Source organism: Streptomyces sp. CB03238 (genome assembly GCF_002099185.1).
In the GTDB taxonomy this organism is placed as follows: domain Bacteria; phylum Actinomycetota; class Actinomycetes; order Streptomycetales; family Streptomycetaceae; genus Streptomyces.
Genome location: NZ_NBCN01000009.1, coordinates 33,359 through 51,957 on the forward strand (window position 1 = coordinate 33,359; position 18,599 = coordinate 51,957).

At 72.1% G+C, this 18,599-nt stretch carries 15 protein-coding genes; 5 read left to right on the forward strand and 10 right to left on the reverse strand.

The features are described from left to right. The first annotated feature begins 216 nt into the window (after positions 1-216). The 3 genes from BKD26_RS17625 (at position 217) to BKD26_RS17635 (ending at position 4,578) form a co-directional block, all read left to right on the forward strand. A complete protein-coding gene (locus BKD26_RS17625; RefSeq protein WP_084898983.1) occupies positions 217-1,122 on the forward strand; it encodes an RNA polymerase sigma factor SigF in 906 nt (301 codons plus the stop codon). A 176-nt stretch (positions 1,123-1,298) separates the two neighbouring features. Then, positions 1,299-2,435, forward strand: coding sequence for a DegT/DnrJ/EryC1/StrS family aminotransferase (locus BKD26_RS17630; RefSeq protein WP_084899324.1), 1,137 nt, complete (start codon positions 1,299-1,301; stop codon positions 2,433-2,435). Between the two features lie 61 nt (positions 2,436-2,496). Then, the gene (locus BKD26_RS17635) at positions 2,497-4,578 is read left to right on the forward strand and encodes a hypothetical protein (protein ID WP_084899329.1); all 2,082 of its coding nucleotides are present in this window, start codon (positions 2,497-2,499) and stop codon (positions 4,576-4,578) included. On the opposite strand, the gene BKD26_RS17640 is transcribed toward BKD26_RS17635, so the two are convergent. The 10 genes from BKD26_RS17640 to BKD26_RS17685 all read right to left on the reverse strand — a co-directional run bounded on the left by BKD26_RS17640 (position 4,548) and on the right by BKD26_RS17685 (position 15,836). Further along, positions 4,548-5,657: a glycosyl hydrolase gene (locus BKD26_RS17640; protein WP_179166574.1), complete on the reverse strand. Its 1,110-nt coding sequence runs from the start codon at positions 5,655-5,657 to the stop codon at positions 4,548-4,550. The genes BKD26_RS17635 and BKD26_RS17640 overlap by 31 nt on opposite strands. Next, a complete protein-coding gene (locus tag BKD26_RS17645) occupies positions 5,654-6,046 on the reverse strand; it encodes a hypothetical protein (RefSeq protein ID WP_084898984.1) in 393 nt (130 codons plus the stop codon). The genes BKD26_RS17640 and BKD26_RS17645 overlap by 4 nt, the downstream gene beginning before the upstream one ends. A gap of 13 nt (positions 6,047-6,059) precedes the next feature. Further along, positions 6,060-7,940: a hypothetical protein gene (locus BKD26_RS17650; RefSeq protein ID WP_241518707.1), complete on the reverse strand. Its 1,881-nt coding sequence runs from the start codon at positions 7,938-7,940 to the stop codon at positions 6,060-6,062. 119 nt (positions 7,941-8,059) lie between these two features. Next, on the reverse strand, positions 8,060-8,854 hold the full coding sequence (locus BKD26_RS17655; protein ID WP_084898986.1) for a polysaccharide deacetylase family protein: 795 nt from the start codon (positions 8,852-8,854) through the stop codon (positions 8,060-8,062). After that, positions 8,851-10,122 (reverse strand): glycosyltransferase, encoded by a 1,272-nt coding sequence (locus tag BKD26_RS17660; protein ID WP_084898987.1) that lies wholly within the window; start codon positions 10,120-10,122, stop codon positions 8,851-8,853. The genes BKD26_RS17655 and BKD26_RS17660 overlap by 4 nt, the downstream gene beginning before the upstream one ends. Positions 10,123-10,133: 11 nt before the next feature. Further along, positions 10,134-11,222 (reverse strand): GNAT family N-acetyltransferase, encoded by a 1,089-nt coding sequence (locus BKD26_RS17665; protein WP_084898989.1) that lies wholly within the window; start codon positions 11,220-11,222, stop codon positions 10,134-10,136. 120 nt (positions 11,223-11,342) lie between these two features. After that, on the reverse strand, positions 11,343-12,035 hold the full coding sequence (locus BKD26_RS17670) for an aspartate/glutamate racemase family protein (RefSeq protein ID WP_084898990.1): 693 nt from the start codon (positions 12,033-12,035) through the stop codon (positions 11,343-11,345). A gap of 23 nt (positions 12,036-12,058) precedes the next feature. Continuing rightward, positions 12,059-13,672 carry an ABC-F family ATP-binding cassette domain-containing protein gene (locus BKD26_RS17675; protein ID WP_084898992.1) on the reverse strand — a complete coding sequence of 538 codons (1,614 nt, stop codon included), beginning with the start codon at positions 13,670-13,672 and terminating at the stop codon, positions 12,059-12,061. A gap of 121 nt (positions 13,673-13,793) precedes the next feature. Next, positions 13,794-14,657, reverse strand: coding sequence for an LLM class F420-dependent oxidoreductase (locus BKD26_RS17680; protein WP_084898993.1), 864 nt, complete (start codon positions 14,655-14,657; stop codon positions 13,794-13,796). Positions 14,658-14,714: 57 nt separating this feature from the next. After that, positions 14,715-15,836 carry a CapA family protein gene (locus BKD26_RS17685; protein ID WP_084898994.1) on the reverse strand — a complete coding sequence of 374 codons (1,122 nt, stop codon included), beginning with the start codon at positions 15,834-15,836 and terminating at the stop codon, positions 14,715-14,717. A gap of 134 nt (positions 15,837-15,970) precedes the next feature. Here BKD26_RS17685 and BKD26_RS17690 point away from each other — a divergent pair, with 134 nt between their 5' ends. After that, complete coding sequence (locus BKD26_RS17690; RefSeq protein WP_084898996.1) at positions 15,971-16,333, forward strand: hypothetical protein; 363 nt, start codon at positions 15,971-15,973, stop codon at positions 16,331-16,333. Positions 16,334-16,822: 489 nt separating this feature from the next. Beyond that, positions 16,823-18,571 carry a hypothetical protein gene (locus BKD26_RS17695; protein ID WP_143662665.1) on the forward strand — a complete coding sequence of 583 codons (1,749 nt, stop codon included), beginning with the start codon at positions 16,823-16,825 and terminating at the stop codon, positions 18,569-18,571. Positions 18,572-18,599 lie beyond the last annotated feature (28 nt).

Here is an 18,599-nt window from a genome sequence, read left to right on the forward strand (position 1 = left end):
TAGAACCCTACGCCCTCTGCCCGGCGGTCGGTAGTCGGTCGTCGATTACTTACCCACAAGACGGGCATATGGGACAATTGACACTTGCAACGATCCGTGCGAAGCGGGTAGGGCTAGTAGGGACACAACCAACACGGCCGGCTTTGGAGGCGCCGCACACCGCAGCCACACTCTTTGGGCATCGGCGGCCATATGCCGAGAACGATGGAGGAGACCATGTCACCCCGGCTCGACGAAACGCGTACCCCCCACGCGGCGTCGGCAACTCCGCCCCAGCAGATCGACACCCTCGAGCAGCCCGAGCGGCTCGTCACCGAAGAGCTCGGTCTGCCCGACATCCCCCCGTACGACGAAGTCGAACCGCTCGACGCGAGGGCCCTGTCCAAGACGCTTTTCGCGCGCCTCGAAAGCCTTGAGGAAGGGACGCACGAGTACGCGTACGTCCGCAACACGCTGGTCGAACTCAACCTCGCTCTGGTCAAGTTCGCCGCCTCCCGGTTCCGCTCCCGCAGCGAGCCGATGGAGGACATCATCCAGGTCGGCACCATCGGTCTCATCAAGGCCATCGACCGCTTCGAACTCAGCCGAGGGGTCGAGTTCCCCACCTTCGCGATGCCAACCATCGTCGGAGAGATCAAGCGGTTCTTCCGCGACACCTCCTGGTCCGTGCGCGTCCCGCGCCGGCTCCAGGAACTCCGCCTCGACCTGGCCAAGGCCGGGGACGAGCTGGCCCAGCAGCTCGACCGCTCGCCCACCGTGGCCGAGCTCGCCGAGAAGCTCGGGATCACCAAGGAGGAAGTCGTCGAGGGCATGGCGGCGAGCAACGCGTACACCGCCAGCTCGCTCGACGCCCAGCCCGAGGAGGACGACACCGAGGGCGCGCTGGCGGACCGTATCGGCTACGAGGACCACGGGCTCGAAGGCATCGAGTACATCGAGTCCCTCAAGCCGCTGATCGCCTCCCTCCCGGCGCGCGACCGGAAGATCCTCTCCCTGCGCTTCGTCGCCGGGCTCACGCAGTCGGAGATCGGCGAGGAGCTCAACATCTCGCAGATGCATGTCTCACGTCTGCTCTCCCGCACGCTGGGCAAACTTCGCAAGGGTCTCACCCTCGACGAATGACCGGCCGTGCGGCCGCCTCCCGCAGGCTCCCGAAGGGCCCGTTCCGTCCAGGGACGGGCCCTTCGCCCGTCCCTGCGCCTTCTTGACGGGGTCGTCCCGATGGGGCGACATTGGCCCGGGGCTCAGGGGGGAGTCACATGGTCCACACGGCTGTGGAAGAGGCTCTGGAAGGGCTGATGCGCGGGCGCCTCGGCAGGGAGTGCCTGTACGTGCCGTCCTGCCGGCTCGGGCTGTACGTGGCACTGCGCCACTTCTGCCCGCCCGGCGGCCGGGTGCTCATGTCGCCCGTCAACGACGACGTCATCTTCTTCGTCGTCCTCGCCGCCGGTTTACGCCCCGTACAGGCGCCGCTCAAGCCCGGGGACGCGTCGATCGACGTCGACGCCGTCCCCGACGGCGTCTGGCGCGGCCTGTCGGCGGTCCTGACCACCAACCTGTACGGAAACCCCGACCCGGCCCCCGAACTGGCGGCCCGATGCGGCCGGCTGGGCATCCCGCTGCTGGAGGACGCGGCGCACGCGATCGGCAGCGAGGTCGGCGGCCGGCCCGTCGGCACGTACGGCGACGCGTCCGTCTTCAGCCTCTCCAAGCACACGGGCGCCAAGACCGGCGGCTTCCTCGCGGTACGGGACCCGGCACTGCGTACGGAACTCCTCCGCGCCCGCGACGAGTTGCTGCACCCGCCCCGGCTCGCCGCCGAACTCGCCTACGCCGCACGGCCGTACGCCGAGGCCGCCGTGCGAGGCCTGCGCCTGGTGAAGGCCGCACGGGCCGGGATGCGGCTGCTCGGCATGGCGGAGCGCGAGGAGATCCGGATGCCGCTGCGCCCCGGCGAGCTGAAGGCGGCGATGGGCGACGCCCCCGGCCTCGTACCCTTCCACCCCTGGGTGCGGGTCGACATGCACGACTACCGGCTCACGCCCGGGCGGGCCCGGCTGCGGCGTACGCAGCGGCTCCTCGGACGCCTGGACGCGACGCTGGCGGCCCACCGCGCCGGTACGGAGAGGCTGCTCGCCTCGCCCTGGGCGCCGCACCAGGGCCCCGTCCAGCCGCTGTTCCGCGTCCCGCTGCTGGTCGCCGACCGGGACGCGGCCATCGCCGCCCTCGCCCGGGCCCGCGTGACCACCGGGTACCTGTACGACCCGCCGCTGGACGACTACGCGGGCGCCCCCTTCACCGACCCCTCGCCCGCGCCGGAGGCCGCCCGCTGGTTCGCCCGGCACGCGCTGCCCGCGAACCCGCTGCGGGCGGACACGATCCTCGACGTCCTGCGCGCCTCGGGCGCCCGGCCCGCGCCCGCTCACGGTGACTGACACGGCGGTCCGGCACAGCACCGCCGCACGGCCGGGCGGCGAACGGCCCAGCGGCGACTCGATGTTCCGCAACGCCTACGCCCTGATGCTCTCCACCGGAGTCTCCGCCGCGCTCGGCCTCGGCTTCTGGCTGGTCGCCGCCCGCTACTACACCGAGGAGGCCGTCGGGCAGGGCTCCGCCGCCATCGCCGCGATGCGGCTGCTCTCCTCGATCACCGCCACGACCATGATCGGCGCGGTGGTCCGGTACGTGCCGCGCGCCGGGCGGGCGACGGGGCCGCTGGTGTGGCGCGCGTACGCCATCAGCTCACTGGTGGTGTGCCTGGCCAGTACGGCGTTCCTGCTCACGCTGGACCTGTGGGGGCCCTCGTACGCGCCGCTGCGCGGCCTGGGCGCCGGTGTGTTCTTCACGGTCGCGTGCGTGGCGTGGGCGCTGCTCACCCTCCAGGACGGGGTGCTGACGGGCCTGCGCAAGGCGGTGTGGGTGCCGGTGGGCAACGCCGTCTTCTCCGCGGCCAAGCTGTTGCTGCTGGTCGCCTTCGCGACCGCGCTGCCCGTGCTGGGGATCTTCGTCTCGTGGGCCGTCGCCATCGCCCTGTCCGTCGTGCCGCTGGGCTGGCTGGTCTTCCGCCGGCTCATCCCGCGCCAGGCCGCCGCCGACCGGCACCGTGAGCCGCCGACGCCACGGGAGATGGGACGGTTCCTCGCCGGGGATTCGGTGGGCGCGCTGTTCAGCCTGGCGATGATCAACCTGCTGCCGGTGATGGTCGCGGTCCGCTTCGACGCCGCACACAACGGCTGGTTCTACACCGCGTACACGGTCGGCGGCACCATGGAGTTCATGGCCATCAACATGGCCTCCTCCCTGACCGCGCACGCCTCGCACAGCCCCGATTCGCTCGCCGAGGGCGTGCGCGGCGCGCTGCGCCGGATGGCGCTGCTGCTGGTGCCGGTGGTGCTGGTGCTGGTGGTGTTCGCCCCGCAGATCCTCGCGCCGTTCGGGCCCGCGTACGCCGAGCACGGCACGCTCGTGCTGCGGCTGCTGGCGGCGGCGGCCCTGCCGCGCGTCGCGGTGGAGCTGTACATCGGGGTGCTCAGGGTCCAGGGCCGCACGGGCGTGCTGGCCGCCGTCCAGGGCGCGATGTGCGTGCTGGTGCTGGGCAGCGCGGCCGTGCTGATGAGCCCGGCCGGGATCGCGGGCGCGGGGCTGGCGATGCTGCTGTCCATGGTGGTGATGGCCCTGGTGTCGGCGCCCGGGCTGCGCGGGGCGCTGCTGGGGCGGGGGCCCCGTCCGGTGGGGTGGCGCAGGCGGGCGCGTGGGCGGGCGCGTGCGCCGGAGTACGGCACGCGCTGGGCGCGCGAGGCGGCGGAGCGGGCGCATTCGCGGGACGGGTATGCGGGCGGGTACGTGCGGGGCGGGCATCTGGGGAGCGGGCACGATACGGCGACGCCCGCGTTCGGGCTGCCGGTGTACGTACGGGAGGCGGAGCCCGCCGGGGGCGGCGGTGGTGAGCGGTGGCTCGCCCGGTGGCTGTGGCTGCTGCTGGGGCTGGCGGCCGGGCTCTTCTGGGTGCCGTTCGCGGGGGCGCGTCAGGCCGGCCGGGACCACCTGTCGGGCGCCGAGCTGCTGGAGGTGCTGCCGCCGGTCACGGTCACGGCGGGGATCCTGCTGGTCGTCGTGTACTGCGCGGCCGTCTCGCTGGAACGGCTGCGTCCCGCCCTGATCGGCGCGGCCCTGCTGGTGACGGTCGCCGCCCTGCACTCGGCCCCGCCACTGGTGGGCGTCCGGCCGGAGGCGGTGGGCGGGCCGGGCGCTGCGGCGGTGGCGCGGCTCGCCACCGAGGTGGCGGGGTGGGCGGGGCTGCCGGCGCCGGGCGGTCCGGACGGGGCGGACGGGGTGCTGGGCGCGCTGCCGCCGGTGCTCCAGGTGCTGTGCCTGGGCCTGGCGGCGGTGGCACTGCGGGCGGGCGGGGTGGACGGGCGGGTGGTGGCGGGCGTCGTGTGGGTGCTGGCGGTGGCGGGGTGGACGGCGCAGGACGCCTTCGCGGCGGCCGCGCTGCCCGTGTCGGCGGGGTTCGGCGCGGCGGCCGTGTCGGCGCTCGTCGTCCGGCGCTACCGGGGCGGGACCGGCTGCTTGAAGTAGTCGGCCTGCCCGGCCAGGCGGTAACCCTCCAGTCCGGGACCGTCGTTGACGGTCAGGTCGCACCCCTCGCCCGGCACCGGACGGTTCCAGTGGACCATCGCCTTCACCCTGGGCAGGGTCGGCGCGACCTCGGGGATCTTCGCGTACCAGTCGCGCTGGCGCTGCGGCTGCCGGGGGTCGGGGGCGGTGGCGAACTCGGCCAGCATGAGGGGCTTGTCGTCGGAGACGTTCGCGCGCAGCCAGTCGTAGGAGGGGCGCTGACTGCGGTCGAAGTCCAGCCAGTTCGGTGACTTGTGGCAGAGGTAGTAGTTGTACTGGTCCATGCCGATCCAGTCGACGTAACGGTCGCCCGGGTACAGCCGCTTCATCTGCTCGGCGTGGCCCAGATACCCGGATACCGTCCACACCCACACCACGTTGTCCACGCCCAGCTCCTCGAACCGGTCGTGGATGTGGCGCCAGGCGGCGACGAACTCGGCCGGGGTGCCCGCGCCTTCCTTGATGCGGAAGTCGGTCTCCTGGTCGAAGGAGAAGAAGACGCGTTTGCCGTACGCCTTGATGCGGCGGGCCTGCGGGTCGATGATCTCCTCGTCGTAGGCGCCGGAGGCGATGTTCTTCCAGCCGAGCTGCCGTTCGGTCCAGTTGGCGTGATGGGGCTCGGTCCAGACGGTGGACTCCCAGGCCAGCATCAGCAGCCGGTCGCGGCCGAGTTCCTGTTCGTCGGGGGTGAGGAGCCGGCCGTCGAGCTCGGTGCCCGACATGTCGTGGTAGTTGTAGACGAGGTCGAGCTTGCGGCCGATCTTCCGCTCGAACGTCAGGACCGCGTCCTTGAGGGAGCCGTTGGCCGCGTACGGCACATAGGCTCCCCACCAGGCCCCGCACGGGGGCTCCAGTAACGCGGTCGGCGCGCACGGGCCTTCCGGTACGTCGCCGGAGGCGGCGTTGCGCGGAAGCCCCTTGGTGTCGTCGGGTTCGGCGGCCGCCCATATCCCGATCCCGATGAGCAGCGCCCCGACGACGGCCAGCACCAGCGCCGTGTACGTGCCCCTGCGCGAACCACTGGAGTGCCGCCCGGTCATCCGTCTCCCCTGGGTTGAGCACGTCCGGCGGCGCCGCGCGTGGCCGCCGGGAGCGGGACGCCCGGGAGGGCGGCGGCCACCGTGACGAAGGCCGCCAGCGACACCAGGAACGCGGTCGTGGAGAACCCCTCCACCAGGAACAGCGAGGTCGCGGTGAGTGTGGCCAGCGACAGGCTGACCGGCGCGGCCAGCGCCAGGGCCTCCAGCCGGGCCCCCGGCCTGAGCCCCGCCGGCTGCGGGTGGAGCAGCGCGAGCCCGGGCCCGAGGGTCACGAACACGAGGACGGGGATCCAGCGCAGTGGTGAGCCACCGGGCAGGACGGTGGCGCCGAGGGCGAGCCATCCGGAGAGCGCCAGTCCGATTCTGAGCTGCGTGCGGTTGAACTGCATGGCGACCTCCCTGTCACCGCTGCCGGTGTTCGAGGACGAGCCCGTGCTCGCTCTCCTCCACCACGCGGAAGAGCGGCGAGCGCCTGAGGTCGGCCGTGAGGGTGGCGAAGCCGCCGGGCGGCAGGTAGCCCTCCCCGATGACGGCCTCCTCCTGTGTCGGGGTGAGGATCACGTACGCCCGCCGCCCCTCTGGTATGCCACGCGCCAGGTAGCCCGCCGGGTCGCGGAGCATCTTCAGGTTCTCGGGCACTTCCTGTTCGGTGAAGAACCACCGCTCGTACTGGTCGTAGCGCGTGTACGCGCCCGGGAACGACCCCGTCGTCGCCAGGATCAGCGAGCCCGCCGGAGCCCGGTCGTACGCCCGCTTCACCAGCGCCACCTCGGCGGGCGGCGCGTAGTGCATGCCCTCCTTGCCGTAGTACGAGGGCAGGAACCCGGCCAGCAGGGCGGTCAGCGCGACGGGCAGTGCCACCGCCGTCACGCGCCGGGCGGCACGGGAGGCCCGCCCGGTCGCGCCGACCGCCGGGACCAGCGCGGCGGCCGCGAAGAACGCCGTACCTGGCAGCCCGAACAAGTAGACGCGGAAGAGCATTTCGCCGCCATAGTCGTTGACGGCGAACATCGGTACGGGCGCGGCGGCCGCCAGCAGCAGCGGCAGGGCGCTGCGGACCAGCCTGCGGCGCAGCACCACCGCCGTGCCGGCGAGGGCGGCGAGGGCCAGCACCATGAGGATGTTGGCGGTGCCGACCAGCTCGGGCCCGGGTCCGGTGGGCTCACCGGCGTATCCCGCGCGGGAGTTGCTCAGCAGGTCCCCGGCCGACTCGCGCAGCGTACTCAGCGTCTCCAGGAACAGAACCCGGCCCATCGTCAGGTCCCAAACGATCATGATGACGCCGGTGACGACGAGCAGACCGATGTTGCGGTAGCGGCGCGTGAGGCAGAGCGCGAACAGTGTGGCGCACAGCATCACGGGGGTCAGCTGGTGGGAGGCGTTGATGGTCGCGATCAGCGGGGCGATGATCAGCACGCACACCGCGCGCTGCCGGGTCCCGGTCGGCGGCGGGACGGTGGCCGCCGCCGGGTCGAGCCGCGCACGGTCGCGCAGCGGCCCGGCCGACCCCGGCCGCACGAAGTGCCGTACGACGACGGCGAAGACGGTCAGGTACAGCAGGTAGGAGAAGCCCTGCGGGGAGAGGTAGTCCTGGCCCACCCAGTTGGCGAGCTGGAAGATCCACACCCCGGTCCACACCAGGCGCCAGTCGTCGCTGAAGGTCCGGTAGATCAGCATCAGGACGGGCAGCGTCAGGACGCCGAGGGCGACGGGCGCCCAGTTGATGTACGAGGCGGCCGCGTCCACGCCGAAGACCCGTACCAGCGCGGCGTTGAGCGAGAAGAACCCCGGCCACTGGTCGTACGCCGACATCCCGCCCGACAGCTCGGTGTACGGGTGGACCGTGCCCTCCGCCAGCAGCCGGGTGATCACCTCGTCGTGCTTGGCCGCCCACGCGTACCGGACGCTGTCGTACAGCACGGCGGGCGGCGCCTTGAGCGCCACCAGCATCGCCACGCAGTACGTCGCCGGCCACCAGGGCGCCGTCCCGGCGCGCCGCAGCGTGACCAGGAAGCCGGCCGTAAGCACGGCGAGCGCCGCGTAGTACGCGGCCGGGAACCGGTCCAGCAGCCCGTAGTCCCCGATGTCGCGGAAGCCGATGCGCGGCAGCGCGTACAGCCACAGGGCGGCGGCGAGCAGCAGCGGCAGCCAGGTGAGAACCGCCTGCCAGGGCCAGGAGCGGGGCCGTCCGGTGGGCGGTGGCGCGCCGGAGCGGACGTCCGTCGCCTCGTCACCGCCCGCCCCGTCCGCGACCGGCGCGGGCACGCGTTGCTGCTGCTGCACTGTGCCACTCCCCCCACGAATGTGGCCGCTTCAGCGAAGTATAGGAATGTCCTTCGGATTTGGGCGGCTCTTGGTGATTCCTGTGGACAACCGCTCTGGACAACCGCGTGCGGTGACCCTCAGCCCGCGAACTCCGGCCCCCGCAGCCTCGCCCTCGCCCGCCGGTACAGCCGCCAGGCGACCGTCGCCGGTGAGTCCGGGTACGGCGCGGTCCTCGCGCCCCGCCCCGCCATCCAGGCCTCGATGTCGGCGACGGTGTGCGTACGGCGCACGATGAGCCGGGCGATGCGGTACGCCTCGTCCGCCTCCGAGCTGAGCGCGTGCCGTACGGCGACGGCGGACGCGTACCCGGCGTCGAGCGCGGCCCGGCGCACGGCGCGGTTGTTGTAGCCGTGCGGGTAGGCCAGGTGCGCCACCTCGTGGCCCAGGACGTCCTCCAGGACCGCCTTGGCGTCGCGCAGTTCGCGCCGGACCTCGCGGGGCGCCAGCGTGTCGAGCTGGGGGTGGGTGACCGTGTGGGCGCCGACCTCCATGCCGTACTGCTCCAGCAGCGGCGCCTCAGCGAGCGCCATCATCGGCGCGGGCGGCAGCAGGCAGGCCCGGCCGGGGGTGATCGCCCCGGTGGTCAGGTACGCGGTGGCGGGCAGGTCGCGGGAGGCGAGCGCCTCGGCGGTGGGGCCCGGCAGGTCGGCGAAGCCGTCGTCGAAGGTGAGGACGACGGGGCGGGGCGGGAGGGTGTCGCGTCCGGTCAGGTGGGCGGCGAGCGCGGAGAGGTGGACGGGCGTGCGGCCGCTCGCCACGATGGCGTCGAGCTGGGCCTCCAAGTCGCGGGGCGTGACGGTGAATTCGGCGATCCAGCCGGGCGGGTCGTCCATCACGGCGTGGTAGAGCAGGACGGGTACGTGGGCTCTCATCTCGCCTCGCTTCTGCTGTGGCGCAGGCGGGCCCGCGCGTAGCCGACCGGCCCGTACAGCATTCCGCGCCGCTCCAGCCGCGAGAGGCTGCGCGGCCAGGGGTGGCTGTGCGCGCCGTGTTCGCCCGGTACGCCGGTGGGCTGGGTTTCGCGTGCTTCCCGTGCGGCGGTCATCACGCGCGCGTGGGCCAGGCCGCGCGGGAGGCGGGCGAGGAGCGCGGGCAGCAGGGCGGGGTGGCGGACGGCGAGGGCGGTGAGGTACGCGGTGAGGCCGGCGCCGTAGCCGTACGCCTGGTCGCGCAGGTCCTGCCAGGTTTCGCGGTGGTGGTGGCGGACGAGGGCGTCGGGCGTGTAGTGCAGTCGGTGCCCGGCGGCGAGGACGCGCACGAAGGCGTACAGGTCGTCGCCGCCCCTGGCGGGCGTTCCGGTGCCGGTGGCCGGGTCGAAGCCGCCCACGCCCTTGAGGGCGGTGGCGCGGAACGCCATGTTGGCGCCGGAGCCGAAGCTGCCGGCGGTGAAGGGGAAGAGCGGCTGGTCGGCGGGCGGGCGGGCCGGGTCCCAGGTGCGGGGCGTGAAGCCCTTGGCGAAGCCGCCGTGGCTTTCGAGGAGGATCTGGGCGGGCGTGCGGAGCCGGGCGGGCAGGATCAGCCCGGTGACGCAGCCGATGCGCGGGTCGTCGGCGAACGGCGCGGTGAGGGCGGTGAGCCAGTGCGGGTCGGCGACCACGTCGTCGTCGGTGAAGGCGAGGACGGCGCCGTCTGCGGCGGCGATGCCCCGGTTGTGGGCGGTGGCGAGGCCGGGCACGTCCTCGCGTACGTACCGGATCCCGGGGTATTTCCGCTCGACGAGTGCTCGGGTGGCGTCCGTGCGGGGGGCGTTGTCGACGACGACGATCTCGTAGTCGGGATGGTCCTGGTCGAGCAGCGAGCCCAGGGCGCGGGCGAGCTGTCCGGCACGGTCTCGGGTGGCGACGACGACGGACGTACGGGGCAGGTCCCGGTACGTCTCGGGCGGCGGCTTCCGGTGGCCGGCCAGCCGCTCCCGGGCGAGCGCGGCGAGGGTGGCGGCCGGGTCGGCGCCGGGTGGGACGCGGCCGAGGACGGTGCCTATGGGGCGGCCCCGGAGCCGTACCAGGGCGTGGACCTCGCCGGTCATGTCGTCGTCGACGCACCGGAAGGACAGGACCTTCCCGTCGAGCCCGTCCAGATCCAGATCGGCGACGGCGATAGGCATGGGGACGGTGGGGGTCACGGGGACCATGGGGACCATGAGGGACTCCTTCAGCGGCCGTGGCGCAGTCGGCCGACCCGGTTGAGCGTCTGCTGGGCGTATCCGGCGAGCCGGGGCCGGTTGCGTACGTACCGGTGGGCGCGGCGGCCGGGCTCGCGGCTCAGCCAGTACAGGGCCGCCCGCAGCCCGGGGCGTATGGAGGAGCCTTCGTACACGCGCAGTTCGCCGGTCTTCAGGGCGTCCTTGTACTCGGCGGCACCCCGCCCCAGGTCGAGCATCCCGATGCCCGCCGCCGCGGCCGCCTCGGCCATGCGGAGGTGGAGGATCAGGCCCGGCGAGAACGTGGCGTAGGCGGGGTCGTACGCCGGGAACCAGCACGACAGGACGGTGCGGGAGCGGAGCCCGAAGTGCGCGGCGACGGGCCGGCCGGCGACGTACAGGACGGACAGGACGCCGGAGCAGCCGGGTGCGCGGGTGGTGTGCAGGCCGTGCACCAGCGTGCTGATCCACTCCCGCGCGAACCGGTCGCGGCGGCCGGTGCGGCGGTACTGGGCGGACTTCCACGCCATGAGCGTGCGCAGCGCGGCGGGGTCGCGCTCGTCGAACACGAAGCGGGTGCCGCCGGCCTGCCGGGCGAGGCGGCGCTCCTTGGCGAGGGTGGTCTTGAGGAACTTGGGCGACTGGGCGCGCAGGACGGCTTCGTACGCCGCGTACCCCTCCCCCACGTCGATGACGGGCGAGGCGGACTCCTCGGCGGCGTCGGGCAGGAACGTGCTCTGCCCGCCCTCCAGGTTGTCGAACTCCCAGGCGGCGAGCCCGCAGCCGCGCAGCAACTCGCGGGCGCTGACGTCCAGTCCGGCCCTCAGCACCGCCCCCTGGCAGTCGGACACCCCGAGCCCGATGGCCCGGCCGTGTCCAAGGCGGGTGGTTTCGTACGGGAAGAAGCCGACCGGCTCGCCGGCCTCCCGGAGGACGGCGACCCGGGCCGCCGGCCGTACCCGGGCGACGGCGAGGGTGAACTCGGGCTCCATGAACGGGTTGGCGGGCGCGCCGGACGTGGCGCGCAGTTCGCGCCAGGCCTCCGTCTCCCGCTGGTTGAGCTCCCCCGGCCTGACGACATGCGTGCGTACAGCGCTCAACTCCGACCCCCCGGTCTCCCCCTGAGTCTTGCCGGTACAGGACGTTACCGGTCGAAATCACTCCGGGACAGGGTCAGTCGCCCATGTAGTGGCGGGAGGGGACCATGTGATCACACGTGATCAAAGGGACAGAGCGGCGGTGACGGCGGCCTCGGCGTGCAGCCGGGTGGTGGGGAAGACCGGCACCGGGCTGTGCTCCTGCCGGATCAGCAGCTCGATCTCGGTGCACCCGAGGACGACCCCCTCCGCCCCGTCGGCCACGAGCTGGTCGATGACCCGCTGGTAGGCGGCGCGGGAGTCGTCCTCGACGATGCCGAGGCACAGCTCCTCGTAGATGATCCGGTGCACCTCCGCCCGCCCCTCGGCCTCGGGAACGAGGACGGTGAGCCCGTGCCCGGCGAGCCGGTCGCGGTAGAAGTCCTGCTCCATGGTGAACGCGGTCCCCAGCAGCCCCACCGTCTTCAGGCCCGCCGCGCGTACGGCGTCGGCGGTCGCGTCCCCCAGGTGCAGCAACGGCACGGGCACGGCGTCCTGAACCTGGCCGGCCACCTTGTGCATGGTGTTCGTACAGATCAGCAGCAGGTCCGCCCCGGCGGCCGCCAGCCCCCGCCCGGCCTCGGCGAGGACCTCCCCGGCCTGCTCCCACTCGCCGGAGACCTGGAGCCGCTCGATGTCGGCGAAGTCGACGGAGTGCAGGATGCACCGGGCGGAGTGCAGCCCGCCGAGGCGCTCACGTACCAGCTCGTTGAGAAGCCGGTAGTACTCCGCGCTGGATTCCCAGCTCATGCCGCCGATCAGTCCGATGGTCTTCATCCGGCCAGGTTGCCATGATCGTCTCACTCGAGGGCGATCAGATCGCCGTAGTCGGCGCTCCACAGGTCCTCGTCGCCGTCCGGGAGGAGCAGGACCCGCTCGGGGCGGAGCGCCTCGACGGCGCCGGTGTCGTGGGTGACCATCACGATGGCGCCCGGGTAGGCGGAGACGGCCGCGAGGACCTCGTCGCGGGAGGCCGGGTCCAGGTTGTTCGTCGGCTCGTCCAGGAGAAGGACGTTGGCGCCCGAGTGGACCAGGCGGGCGAGGGCGAGCCGGGTCTTCTCGCCGCCGGACAGCACGCCGGCCGGCTTGTCGGCGTCGTCGCCGCCGAACAGGAACGCGCCGAGGACCTGGCGTACCTCCCCGTCCGTCAGGTGCGGGGCGGCGGCCGCGAGGTTGTCGCGGACCGTACGGGCGGGGTCCAGGGTGTCGTGCTCCTGGTCGAAGTAGCCCAGGCGCAGCCCGTGTCCGTGCACGACCCGCCCGCCGTCGGGTTCCTCCCGGCCGGCGAGGATCTTCATGAGCGTGGACTTGCCCGCGCCGTTGTGGCCGAGGATCACCAGGCGGCTGCCCCGGTCGACGGCCAGGTCCACACCGGTGAGGACCTGATGGGTGCCGTACGCCTTGGTCAGGGACACCGCGCCGAGCGGCATCCGGCCGCAGGGCGCCGGCTCGGGCAGCCGGATACGGGCCACCTTGTCGGTGCGGCGGGCCGGCTCCAGGTCGGCCAGCATCCGGTCGGCGCGGCGCGCCATGTTCTTGGCGGCGGTGGCGGTGGCGACGTGCGCGCGCATCCGGTCGGCCTGGGTGCGCAGCGCGGCCGCCTTGCGCTCGGCGTTGGCCCGCTCGCGGGCCCGGCGGCGTTCGTCGGCGGTGCGCTGGGCGAGGTAGGCCCGCCAGCCGGTGTTGTGCACGTCGAGGGCGGGGCGGTGCGGGTCGAGGTGGAAGACCCGGTTCACGGTGGCGGCGAGCAGGTCGGTGTCGTGGCTGATCAGGACGAGCCCGCCCGGGTAGCCGGCCAGGAAGCCGCGCAGCCAGCCGACGGAGTCGGCGTCGAGGTGGTTGGTCGGCTCGTCGAGCAGCAGCGTGTCGTGGCGGGAGAACAGGATCCGGGCCAGCTCCACCCGGCGCCGCTGCCCGCCGGACAGTTCACCGACCGGCTGGTCCAGGACCCGGCCGGGCAGCCCGAGCCCGGCGGCGACCTGGGCGGCCTCGGCCTGGGCGGCGTACCCGCCACGCGCCTGGAACTCGGCCTCGGCGCGGGCGTAGGCGGCCATGGCCCGCTCCAGGCGCGGCGTTGCAGCCTCCGCCATGGCGGCCTCGGACACCGCGACCTCCGCCGCACGCAGGTCGTGCACCGCTCGGTCCAGCCCGCGCGCGGACAGGATCCGGTCGGTGACGGCGGTGGCGGGATCGGCGGCGCGCGGGTCCTGCGCGAGGTGGCCGACCGACCCGGTACGGATGACGTCCCCGGCGGCGGGGCGCGTCTGGCCCGCCAGGATCTTCATCAGGGTGGACTTGCCCGCGCCGTTGCGGCCGACCAGGCCGATACGGTCGCCGGGCGCGATGTGGAAGGAGATGCCGGCCAGCAGCAGCCGGGCCCCGACGCGCACGTCGGCACCACGAACGGTGATCATGGGTTAACGCTCCGGATAAGCAGAAGGACACACGGGTGGCGTGGGGCGTGTGTCCTGAGCTAGGAGATCCGGGGCGTAGACATGCCGACCAGCATAGAAACGGCCGCTACCTGTCCGCACCTCATTTCGTGTCGTGCACCTGCCGCGCAAGCTCGCCCAAGTGATGGAGGGAGACGTCGGTCGAGGGATCCGGCATGGCGATGATGACGTGCTCGATGCCCTGCTCCGCGAGCTCCCCGCACCGCTCGACGCTCTCCCCTAGGGACTGCCCCTCGGGCACCCGCATATGGAGCGTCTTCTCGATCGCCTCATAGGGCCGCCCTTCCGCCTCGCAGTGCGCGCGCAGCACTCCGAGCTTGTGGGGGATGTCGGCACCGTGGAAGAGGTTGCACGCGTCGCCGTACCGGGCGACCAGCCGCAGCGTCTTCTGCTCGCCGCTGCCGCCGATGAGGATGGGTGGGTGGGGCCGGGAGAGGGCCTGCGGGGAGTTGAGGGTGCGTTGCAGGCGGTAGTGCTTTCCTTCGTACGGGGCGTCCCCGTCGCCCCACATCCGTTTGGCGATCCGCAGCGTCTCCTCCAGCCGCTCGAACCGCTCGGCGACCGGCGGCAGCCGGAATCCGAGCCCCCGGTGCTCCTCCTCGTGGAACCCGGCCCCGATCCCGAGCACGGCCCGCCCGCCGGAGAGGACGTCCAAAGTGGTCACCTGCTTCAGCAGCAGGCTGGGCTGACGGTACGTCACGCCCGTGACGAGCGTCCCGAGGGTGACGCGGTGGGTGAGGGCGGCCGCGTACGACAGGGCGCTGTAGGCCTCCAGCATGGGGTCCTCGGCGGCGCCGAAGTTCGGTATCTGGAAGAAGTGGTCCATCACCCAGAAGCTGTCGAGTCCGGCCTCCTCTACGCCGCGCGCGACGTCGGCGAAACGTGCCGCGATGGCGGCGTCGCCACCGGGCCAGACGAACCGGGGGCAGGTCAGACCGAGCTTCACAGGAGCCTCCAGGGCAAACAAAAACAGCCTGCCGGGTCGGCAGGCTGCTGGCGGAATTCAGCGGGAGCGTACGACGAGCGCACCATCCGCGTCCAGGCCCACGCGTACGCCGAAGCCACGGCTGACGCGGTCCAGCGTGCCCCGCAGCCACTCGCGGTCCTCGCGCGAGGCGTGGTGCAGGCGCATGCGGCGGGCCTGCATCGGCACGATCCGTACGGCGGGCGGTGCGACGGATCCAGGCTCCACGGAAACCAGGTACAGCGGCCGGAGGTCGTCCCGGTAGTGCTCGTAGCCGGTGATGCCCTCGTAGTCGTCGATGAAGTCGCCGCAGCCGTAGAGGACGAGCCCGTTCCGGTACAGCTCCAGGGGGCGGGGGTGGTGCGAGGAGTGCCCGTGTACGACGTCGACGCCGCCGTCGATCAGCGCGTGCGCGAACCGGACCTGGTCACGCCCGACGGCGTACCCCCAGTTGGAGCCCCAGTGGACGCTGACGACCACCACGTCACCGGGCCGCTTGACCGTCCGTACGCGGTGGATGACGTCGGCCGCGGCCTCGTATGTGACCTCCGGCACGAAGGCGACACCGGGCCGGTCCTCGGTGGCGGCCCAGCCGGGCGGGATGCCGCTGGACTCCGTCCCGAAGGCGACGACGAGAACTCTCCCGCCACCGGACCGCTCGACGACCGCGGGTCGCCGGGCCTCCTCCGCGTTCCGCCCCGCACCAGCGGCCCGCAGGCCCGCCCCGGCCAGGGCGTCGAGGGTCTCCTCCAGCCCCCGGCGGCCGAAGTCCAGCACGTGGTTGTTGGCCAGCACGCACACATCGGGCCGTGCGGCGGCCAGGCACGGCAGGTTCTGCGGGTGCATCCGGTAGTGCACCTCCTTCCCGCCCGCGAACACCCCGTCTCCCGTGACGCTCGTCTCCAGGTTCACCACCCGCACGTCCACCCCGGCGCCGCCCGCCTCGTCGAGCACCCGCAGGGCGTCCCCCCACGGCCACGCGAACCCGACGGGCCGCGGAATCGGCCCGTTCGCCACCTCGGCCAACTCCACGTAGGCCCGGGCGTCCCTGATGTACGCCTCCCGCAGGGCCGGGTCCCCGGGGTACGGCAGCACCTGATCAACCCCACGGCCGAGCATCACGTCGCCGCAGAGGAACAGCGTCACCGCGCGGGCGGTCATGATTCCAGGTTAGGTCGAGACTGGCGTGATTGCTGATTGCACCCGTGACGACCAAGTTGATAGTCATGTCGTACACATGATCCATTCGACAGGTGCGTCATCAGCCTGTCTTAAGGACCGCGGGGGAACGAGAGTTGAGCAACGACGCACCGGTCGACCCGGCCGAGGTCCCGGAGTTCACCGGCGACCCAGTGGTACTCGACGCGAAGGTGAAGGCGCTGTCCGGCGCGGGGGTGAAGATATCCACCGCCGCCGGTGACGTCCACACCTCCTTCGGCGGCCTCCGCTCCTTCTACAAGGCGCCGGAGGCGGAGCAGCTGTTCGCCACTACGCGGCCGGTCCAGGACAAGGCACTTGAGATCGCATCGGACCTGTCCGTCATCGCGGGCGCACTGGGTACGTACGCGAACGACATCCGCCCGCTGGTGGCAAGGCTGGAGCAACTGCGCAACGATGCCCAGAACTTCCGCGCCGAGATCGCCGACGACGACAAGTAGCGCGAGGACGGCGACCTGACGGACGAGAACCTCGACCGCCGTAACGAGATCGCCGAGGTCTGGACCGAGTTCCAGGAAGCGGAACGAGCCTGCTACGACAAGATTGTCGCCCTGGTCGGCGGCACACCGCTCAGGGTCGACGACGGATCCCACCAGCCGGGCATGTACGGCTACGACGCCGAGACCCTCAAGCAGGTCAAGAGCCTGCCGTGGGGCGACGCGGTCACGGAGTCGACCCCGGGGTGGCAGGTGTGGGAGCACGCCGGTGACTTCTTGGAGGGGTTCTTTGTCGACGGTGTGTGGGGGACCATCACGAGCCTGGGCACCCTGGTGGGCGTCCACGGCTGGGACGAGGCCGGGCAGGCGTGGAAGGGCCTGGGGATGGTCGTCACGGGAGTGGCGATCAGCTCGGTCCCGGTGGTGGGTTCCTGGTACGCCTCGGCGCGGGACGACCAACTCCCCTCTTGGCTACGGGAATCCCGTACGGCGATGAAGGAGACCGGCAAGGCGTTCCTCGCCTGGGACCAGTGGGAGGAGAACCCGGCCCGGGCCGGCGGCACGGTCACCTGGAACGTGTTCAGCACCGTCTTCACGGCCGGTGCGGGGGGTGCGGTGTCGGGCGCGGGAAAGGCCGGAATGGCCGCCAAGGCGATCTCCTTCGCGGGCAAGGCGGGCAGGGCCCTCGACCCGACGACGTACCTCCTCAAAGGCGCCACCGCGAGCATGTCCAAGATCGGCGACGTCCTGGCCGGCCTGCGCGGCATGAGCAACGTCGACATCAGCCTCCCGCCCGGCGCGGTCAAACTCCCCGCCGGCGCCACCGTCCTCCCCGACGGAACGTTGCGCCTCCCCGATGGGGCGGACGTCCCCCCGGGCGTCATCGAGGTCCCCCGGGGCACGGTCCGCCTCCCGGACGGCACCCCGGTCCCCCCGGGCGCGATCGACTTCGGCGACGGCATGGTCCGCCTCTCGGAGGGCACCCCGCCACCGGCCGGCGCCGTGCCCGTCCCCGAGGGCACCCTCAAGGTCACCGACGGCACCATCGCCCTCCCCGAAGGCACCGCCAAACTCACCGACCCCAACGGCAACACCGTCTACCTCGACCCCAAGGGCAACTTGTACGACGCGGACGGCACCCTCCTCCAACGCGCCGCCGACGCCAAAAAGGAGCAGCCTCCCGCCTCCGCCGTAGGCGCGGACACGTCCCGCGTGGACCCCCCTGCCCGCCAACCGGCCCTGGTCGGCGCAGGCGCCGTGTCCTCAGGCGGCGTCCTGCGCCTCGGCGACAGCCTGAGCGACGCGGGCCGCACACCGGAGGCCTCGTCCGGCCCCACGGCCCAGGCGGGCGACAACCGCCCTGACGGCGGCGTGGCAGGCAACATCCCGTCGAACACGCTGAATCACACCCCGCCAGCGGGAAGCCGCCCCGGTGAAGGCACCAACCAATCCGATGGCAACCTGGGCGGGGACACCTTGGGCCCCCGCGGTAACACGCCGGAACTTGGCGGTCCTGACCGCCCTGGGAGTGCCGCATCCAGCGGTACGGGCCGCAACGGCGATGACGTGGTCCGACAGCGCATGCCGGACGATGAGGCCGGGGAAGGCATCGAGACGGAGGCTGTCAATAATGCTGCGGGCGACCGGCCAGACACCGGTGAAGGTGGCGTCACTGACAAGCCAGACAGCGACAATCCGTACGATGGGCAGGAACCGGACTACACCAGGCCGAACCTACTGCCTGCCGATGGCCCACTCACACTCAGGGATGTGCGGAACACCCGTCCTCACGAGGAGCGATGGAAGCGCGGTGAGGAATTGCATCGTCAGATGTGGGGTGGCGACCCAGAACGCCCCTACCCGGTCCCCACGAACAATGACCCACGATATCCCGTGACGCGTACCGGCGGGCGCAAGGTGGACGTCCCGGTGGACCTGCCGGACGGACGTACGGTCGCCGTTGAGGTGAAGACGTACGGCCCTTACCGCACCATCACCTTGAACGACGGTTCCCAGAAGACGATCAAGAATGAGGTCCCGCTCAATAAAGCAATCAAGGAACAGATCCATAAGGACATATCCTTGAGGCGAATTGTTCCCGGTTATGACCCGCGCTGGGCCTTCACCCACGCCGGACCGTCAGTCGAGCTCCGCGCCTACTTGAAGAAAGCGAACATAATTTTTCTCGAATACGGACCAGCACCCAAGAAAGACAAATGGGACAAGCCGAGGGTTAAGTAGCACTTCAACCCTCACGAAAGGTGAGCGA

What these genes read in the sequence shown, in the direction of transcription:
- BKD26_RS17630 (WP_084899324.1), top strand. Translation starts at nt 1,299, where the DNA reads ATGCGCGGGCGCCTCGGCAGGGAGTGCCTGTACGTGCCGTCCTGCCGG.
- BKD26_RS17670 (WP_084898990.1), bottom strand. Translation starts at nt 12,035, where the DNA reads ATGAAGACCATCGGACTGATCGGCGGCATGAGCTGGGAATCCAGCGCG.
- BKD26_RS17640 (WP_179166574.1), bottom strand. Translation starts at nt 5,657, where the DNA reads ATGACCGGGCGGCACTCCAGTGGTTCGCGCAGGGGCACGTACACGGCG.
- BKD26_RS17645 (WP_084898984.1), bottom strand. Translation starts at nt 6,046, where the DNA reads ATGCAGTTCAACCGCACGCAGCTCAGAATCGGACTGGCGCTCTCCGGA.
- BKD26_RS17655 (WP_084898986.1), bottom strand. Translation starts at nt 8,854, where the DNA reads ATGAGAGCCCACGTACCCGTCCTGCTCTACCACGCCGTGATGGACGAC.
- BKD26_RS17635 (WP_084899329.1), top strand. Translation starts at nt 2,497, where the DNA reads ATGTTCCGCAACGCCTACGCCCTGATGCTCTCCACCGGAGTCTCCGCC.
- BKD26_RS17625 (WP_084898983.1), top strand. Translation starts at nt 217, where the DNA reads ATGTCACCCCGGCTCGACGAAACGCGTACCCCCCACGCGGCGTCGGCA.
- BKD26_RS17675 (WP_084898992.1), bottom strand. Translation starts at nt 13,672, where the DNA reads ATGATCACCGTTCGTGGTGCCGACGTGCGCGTCGGGGCCCGGCTGCTG.
- BKD26_RS17685 (WP_084898994.1), bottom strand. Translation starts at nt 15,836, where the DNA reads ATGACCGCCCGCGCGGTGACGCTGTTCCTCTGCGGCGACGTGATGCTC.
- BKD26_RS17695 (WP_143662665.1), top strand. Translation starts at nt 16,823, where the DNA reads ATGAAGGAGACCGGCAAGGCGTTCCTCGCCTGGGACCAGTGGGAGGAG.
- BKD26_RS17660 (WP_084898987.1), bottom strand. Translation starts at nt 10,122, where the DNA reads ATGGTCCCCATGGTCCCCGTGACCCCCACCGTCCCCATGCCTATCGCC.